This is a genomic window from Nonomuraea cavernae (assembly GCF_014646355.1).
Taxonomy (GTDB): domain Bacteria; phylum Actinomycetota; class Actinomycetes; order Streptosporangiales; family Streptosporangiaceae; genus Nonomuraea; species Nonomuraea cavernae.
This window is the reverse complement of record NZ_BMNH01000009.1, coordinates 74,690-75,376: the sequence shown is the minus strand read 5'-3', so window position 1 is coordinate 75,376 and position 687 is coordinate 74,690. Positions and strand designations below refer to the sequence as shown.

The 687-nt window shown below is 68.0% G+C and carries 2 protein-coding genes; one reads left to right on the top strand and one right to left on the bottom strand.

The window, feature by feature from the left end; translation table 11 throughout:
• Nucleotides 1–74 precede the first annotated feature (74 nt).
• On the bottom strand, nucleotides 75–344 hold the full coding sequence (locus IEY82_RS17125) for a hypothetical protein (protein WP_189125125.1): 270 nt from the start codon (nucleotides 342–344) through the stop codon (nucleotides 75–77).
• 92 nt (nucleotides 345–436) lie between these two features.
• Here IEY82_RS17125 and IEY82_RS17120 point away from each other — a divergent pair.
• On the top strand, nucleotides 437–687 hold a 251-nt coding region (locus IEY82_RS17120), incomplete at its 3' end, for a winged helix-turn-helix domain-containing protein (RefSeq protein WP_189125260.1).

The window sequence follows — 687 nt, the reverse complement described above, 5'->3', positions numbered from 1 at the left end:
CCCGGGGGGCTTGGTCGAGTGGCCCTGCCCGATGCTTCCCCAAGGGCAGGGCCACGGTCCTCGGCGGACTGTTGTTACACCGAGGAGTCTGGCGAGTTGATCGGCCGTGGCTGGTGCGGGCCGTGGCCGACGCCGTAGACGCCGGGCCTGTTCGGGCATTCGGCGGCCGGTACGGTCTCCTGGCCGTAGACGGCGAGCCATAGCCAGCCGCCGTAGACGCTGTATGCCCTCATGATCGTGGCGCTGCAGGCAGAGCACACCGTGTCGGGTACGGCGTCGAGCGCGGCGGCGATGCGCTTTTGGGCCGCTGCGATCTCGGTGGGCCGGTCGCTGGGGGAAGTCATGGCCGCATCGTATGACGCGGTATAGAGCGGCGTACAGCGCTATGCCGCTACCTGTGCATATGTGCAGCTCAGGGCCGTTCTATGTTGCTGTTATGGCCGCTGACCAGGAGTTCGACCCTGAGAGCGTCGTCGGCGAATACGTGTATGTCGCCGCGGCAGACTTCATCGAGGCGCGCATCCGAGCGGGGAAGATCCCGCCTGGTGCTGCGTTGCCAGCCGAACGGGCTCTGGCCGCCGAGTTGCATGTCGCGTTGGGGACCGCGCGGCGCACGGTCGAGGAGCTGCGAGATCGCGGGCTCGTCCGGACGTTGCCGGGCAAGGGGACGTTCGTCGTCGAGGACCG